Annotated in this window: 5 protein-coding genes and 1 pseudogene; all 6 read right to left on the bottom strand. The window is 68.7% G+C overall.

Annotated features, from left to right (window positions below):
- Positions 1 to 786, bottom strand: a 786-nt coding sequence (locus tag VN856_RS19695; protein ID WP_325692047.1) for a DUF222 domain-containing protein, incomplete at its 3' end; no start/stop codon positions are given.
- Positions 787 to 838: 52 nt separating this feature from the next.
- Positions 839 to 1,990, bottom strand: coding sequence for a mycobactin biosynthesis acyl-ACP dehydrogenase MbtN (gene mbtN, locus VN856_RS19690; protein WP_325692045.1), 1,152 nt, complete (start codon positions 1,988 to 1,990; stop codon positions 839 to 841).
- Positions 1,987 to 3,573 (bottom strand): long-chain-fatty acid--ACP ligase MbtM, encoded by a 1,587-nt coding sequence (gene mbtM, locus VN856_RS19685; RefSeq protein ID WP_325692043.1) that lies wholly within the window; start codon positions 3,571 to 3,573, stop codon positions 1,987 to 1,989. The genes mbtN and mbtM overlap by 4 nt, the downstream gene beginning before the upstream one ends.
- On the bottom strand, positions 3,570 to 3,836 hold the full coding sequence (locus VN856_RS19680; RefSeq protein WP_325692042.1) for an acyl carrier protein: 267 nt from the start codon (positions 3,834 to 3,836) through the stop codon (positions 3,570 to 3,572). The genes mbtM and VN856_RS19680 overlap by 4 nt, the downstream gene beginning before the upstream one ends.
- A gap of 39 nt (positions 3,837 to 3,875) precedes the next feature.
- Complete coding sequence (locus VN856_RS19675; RefSeq protein ID WP_325692049.1) at positions 3,876 to 4,403, bottom strand: pullulanase; 528 nt, start codon at positions 4,401 to 4,403, stop codon at positions 3,876 to 3,878.
- Positions 4,404 to 4,426: 23 nt separating this feature from the next.
- Positions 4,427 to 4,621, bottom strand: a pseudogene (locus VN856_RS19670) (CCA tRNA nucleotidyltransferase); the annotation flags it as partial.

Here is a 4,621-nt window from a genome sequence, read left to right as displayed (position 1 = left end):
ACGTTCGGCGTCGGTGAGCAGCGGACCCAGATGCAGTGCCGCAGCACGCTGTTCGACGTCGATGTGCACCACCACGGTGGTGTGTTGCCCGTGCGGGCGTCGCGCCGCATCGGCGTCCCAGCCGGCCTCGATGAGGCGCATGAACGCCTCGCCGGTGGTGGGCAACGGGGGTTGCTGATCCGGGTCGCCCGCGCCAGTGCCATGATCGTGCTTCCATTCCGCGATCAGCGCGTCAAGGTGAGACGCCAAGGCGGCGTTGAACTTCGCGGCGTCGTGGTGGTCAAGTCTGATCCGATAGCAGCTGCCCTGCTCGTTGCTGGTCGTGGTGATCGAGCGCTCGGGCTCTGGCCGAGGCTCGGGCTCTGGCCGTGGTTCGAGCCTGACCGCGGTGCGCAGCTGGTTAACCGTCGCGACGCTGGCTAGCTGCGCGTAGTGCTCGTCGGATCCCTCGCCAGCCCGTGCGGCGATGACGCCGACCTGATCCAGCGACAGCCGCCCCTCCCGCATGCCTGCCGCGCAGCGGGGAAACTCCTGCAGCCGACGCGCCACGGTGGCGATCGTGTATGCATTTCCCGATGACGCGCCCAGCTTCCAGGCCACCAACGCCGGCACCGACCGCGCACCCGTCGCCCCCCACAGCTCGTCGCGATCGATCTCGGCGACGATCTCAACGACGCGCCCATCAATGGCGTTGCGCTGACCGGTCAACTCCGCCAACTCCTCGAACAACACCTCGAGACGCTCGGCAGGACTCACTGCCGCGGGTGGCGTTGCGGTCAAGGACATGTCCCCATCATGGCAACGGGGTACGACAAAATTCGGCCGCCGATCCGTGCGGCTAGCCACCGCGTAGGTCGTGGTAGCCGTCGTAGTCGGGTTTCATTGCCGCGGCGACCAATTCCCACAGCACCTCGTCAGTGCCGCCGCCGACCCGGGCCAGCTTCATATCCCGCCACCACCGGCCGAGCGGTGTCTCGTCGACCAGATAACCGGAGCCGCCGAAGATGTGCATGCACTCCGATAGCACCTCTTCGCCAAGGCGTGCGGCGGTGACCTTCACCGCCGCCGCGGCCCGCAGATCAAGCCGGCCCTCGGCCGCGATTCCGTTCAGCCCATGGCGAAGTAGGTCGACGCGGGCCTGCAGATCAGCGAGGCGCAGCCGTAGCGCCTGGTGCTCGAACAGCGTCGCACCGAACTGCCGGCGCTCGACCATCCTCGCGTGGGTGATGCCGATTACCCGTTGGCAACCCCCGGCGACCTGCCCCGCGATCGACATCCGCTCGTGGGCCAATCCCCAGGAAATCGCCGCCAAACCCGTTCCGGGGCGGGCGATTAGCGCATCGGCGGGCACCCAGGTGTCGATGTGCACCGCGGCCGTATCCAGCGGTCCGGCGCCTACTTTGCGGTACGGCACCTGTACGTCGGTTTGAGCTATCGGCACCGCGATCACCAACACGTTGCCGTGCCGGCTGGTCTGGTCGTGGTCCACACCGCGGGCCACCACCATGATGTGGTCGGCCACCGGCGACAGCGACACGAACTTCTTGACGCCTCGGACCTCGAATCCGTCACGGACAGAACGGACTTCGGTCTCGACGATCTGCAGGTCCGAACCGCCCGACTCTTCGGACGCGCCGATACACAGCACCGCTTCGCCACGGATGGCCTGCTCGCAGATGTCCTTGAGGTAATCCGACCGGGCGAAGCGGCGCAGGATAGCGATCGCCGAGTCGTGCAGGCTGACGCCGACACCGATACCCGCCGAGCCGAGCCGCCCCAAGGCGAACGCCAACGCGACGAGCTTGGCCACGTCGGGATGCTGGCCGTTGCGCCACTTGTGCGCGAACACACCACGCTCACCCAGATGCTCGATCAGCTTGCGCGGAAACCGCTCGCTGGCTTCGGCTTCCGCGGTCCACTTAACGACGTCGTCATTGAATACCCCGTCGAGCAGCGCCCGGTATTCGTCGATGCTCAGCTCTGCGGTCATGTGGTCACCGCGGTCAGGTTGCGTTTGACTTCCAGCCGCCGCAACTTGCCCGATGAGGTGCGCGGCAGCGAACCCGGCCGGACGAACACCACGTTGGCAGGCACGATGCCGCACTCGGACGCTACTTTGGCGACCAGCTCGCTGCGGGCGCCGGCTTCGTCGGGGCCGCGGAACTCGGCGGTGATCACCAATCCCGGCCGGGTGCTGTCGTCGTCGGTGCCGACGGCCACCACGGCACCCGCACGCACGCCCCGTATTTCGGCGGCGACCCGTTCGATCTCAGCGGGAAAGACGTTGCGGCCCGCGATGGTGATGATCTCCTTGGCCCGCCCGCAGACCACCAGACCGTCGTCGGTGAGGTAGCCCAGATCTCCGGTCGGGAACCAGGCACCGGGCTCCAGCGGGGCCTCGCCCAAATACCCCGACATCATCGAGGTACCGCGGATCTCGATCTCGCCGACATCGCGACCGGGCAGTTCGGCGGAGCGCTGCGGCGCCGGGCTGATCCGGATTTCCATCCCGGGGATCGGCTCGCCCAGAATCGCTTGCCTACGTGTCTCGGAATCGTCTGCGGCGGAACGGACTTCGTCGTACAACAGGCCGGTTCCCGGCGCGGGGATGGTGACCGCGCAGGTGGATTCGGCCAACCCGTAGGACGGTGCCAACGCGCCGGCGTCAAAGCCGAACCCGCTCAACGCATTCGCGAACCGCTCCATGCCCGCGCAGTCGACGGGCTCGCCGCCGTTGATCGTCACCCGCACCCGGCCCAGGTCGACGTCCGACACCAGCCGGGCGTACTTGCCGATCATGCTGTAGGCCATGTTCGGCGCCGCGGTCAGCGACGCGCCGCTTTCGCTGAGCCAGCGCAACCAGCGGAACGGTGACGCGGTGAACGCCGACGTCGGCGCCAGCCACATCGGCGCCCCGCTCAGCGCGCCGCTGAGCAGGAACGTCAAACCCATGTCGTGATACAGCGGCAGCCAGGTACAGCCGGCGTCCACCGCCGGGTCGACACCGAAGCGGCTGAGCAGACCGTTCACGTTGTTCAGCACCGCGTCCGGCGACAGCTGCGCAGTGCGCGGATTCCCGGTAGACCCCGCGGTGCCCTGTAGTACCGCCGGCGTGCCGGCGGCAGCCTCGGCCGGTGTGAAGCCGGTGGACGGTTCGTGAGCGACGGCCCCGAGATCGAGCACAGTCGCCGTCCCGTCGACACCGCTGAGCAGGCCGAGTTCGGCGCCGTGGCTGAAGATCGTGCGCACACCGAGACCGGCGAACCGGGTCAGCGTGGCGTGGGCCCACTGCTGCGGATCGGCACCGCGGACCGGTCCGGGCAGGATCGACACGCTCTGGCCGGCCAGCCAGGTCGCGTCAATGGCCGCGACGAAGTCCGCGGTCGGCTCGCCGACCAGGCCGACCGCCCCGGGATGCGGCTGGTCCAGGATGCGGATCGCGATGCCCTGCGCGCGCGCGTGAACCTGCGACCACGGGTGCCGCGTCCAGGCGTCGGCGTCCTTGTCGAAGACCACCAAGTCGTGAGTTGAGGCGCGCATCGCCCCGGACAGGGCGATGGCCAGCGCGCTCACTGGCCGACCGGGACCTTTGCCCGGATCACGTTTTCGAGGTCGCCGACGGTGTCGCAACCGAGCAGCTCCTGTTCGGACACCGCCACCCCGAGCTTGTCTTCGATTGCGACCATGCCCACCGCGAAGGCCACCGAGTCCAGGCCGACGTCGTCCACCAGCCGGGACTCCCGCGTCACCCGGCTTACGTCGATGTTGAGGTCCTCGCTCAGGATCTCGATCAGGGCAGCGCCCACCGAGTCAGACGACGACTGGTCGGAGTTCATGGGCCGTCACAGTACCGGGCCGCTGCCTCCAGAGGGGATCTACGGTTTGGGCGCTAACGCGCTGGCCGCGTCGGCGGCCCCGTCGCCGTCGGTGTCGGTCAGCTTGACGTCCCACCGCCCGTCGCCGTCGGTGTCGACGTAGCCCGTGACACCGTTCTCGCCGGACGTGATCGCGCGGTCGGCCAGGCCGTTGCCATCGCTGTCGAGCAGCCGCACCTCGGCACGGCCCTCGGCGCCGAAGTCCGACAACGGGTTACCGGTGTGCTCGGCGCCGTCCAGCCCGAACCAGCGCAGTCCGGAGGCCTCCCGCGCCGGACGGTCCGCGGCGACCGCCCAGGTACCCGAGCCGTCGTCGGTGAAATAGCGTTCCTCTGCGCCGTCGACGTCGAGAACGGCATGGTCGGCGATGCCGTCCCCGTCCAGATCGGCCAGGGCATCGTCGGCCAGACCGTCGCCGTCGAAATCGAGGCCGACCGCGTCGAGCCGGCCGTCGCCGTTGAGGTCGAGATCCGGTCCGCGGTCCCACATCGTTGCTGCGCCGTCACCGGCGCTCAGGCAATACTCCATGCCGGTCCGACGCGGCCGGGCCGCTACTGGTTCCCGTGGTCCTTCCACCAGGACAGCAGCTCAGCGGTGGCCTCCTCGTGGGTCAGCGGCCCGCGGTCCAGCCGCAACTCCTTGAGATACCGCCACGCCTCGCCGACCTGTGGACCGGCCGGAATGCCGAGCAGGTCCATGATCGCGTTGCCGTCCAGGTCCGGTCGCACCCGCTGCAGGTCTTCCTT

The sequence above is a fragment of the Mycobacterium sp. genome, assembly GCF_035603715.1.
In the GTDB taxonomy this organism is placed as follows: domain Bacteria; phylum Actinomycetota; class Actinomycetes; order Mycobacteriales; family Mycobacteriaceae; genus Mycobacterium.
This window is presented reverse-complemented; position numbering and strand designations above follow the sequence as displayed.

Bases quoted from the DNA above. Each gene is read 5' to 3' on its own strand.
- mbtN (WP_325692045.1), bottom strand. From the start codon at position 1,990: ATGACCGCAGAGCTGAGCATCGACGAATACCGGGCGCTGCTCGACGGG.
- VN856_RS19680 (WP_325692042.1), bottom strand. From the start codon at position 3,836: ATGAACTCCGACCAGTCGTCGTCTGACTCGGTGGGCGCTGCCCTGATC.
- VN856_RS19675 (WP_325692049.1), bottom strand. From the start codon at position 4,403: ATGGAGTATTGCCTGAGCGCCGGTGACGGCGCAGCAACGATGTGGGAC.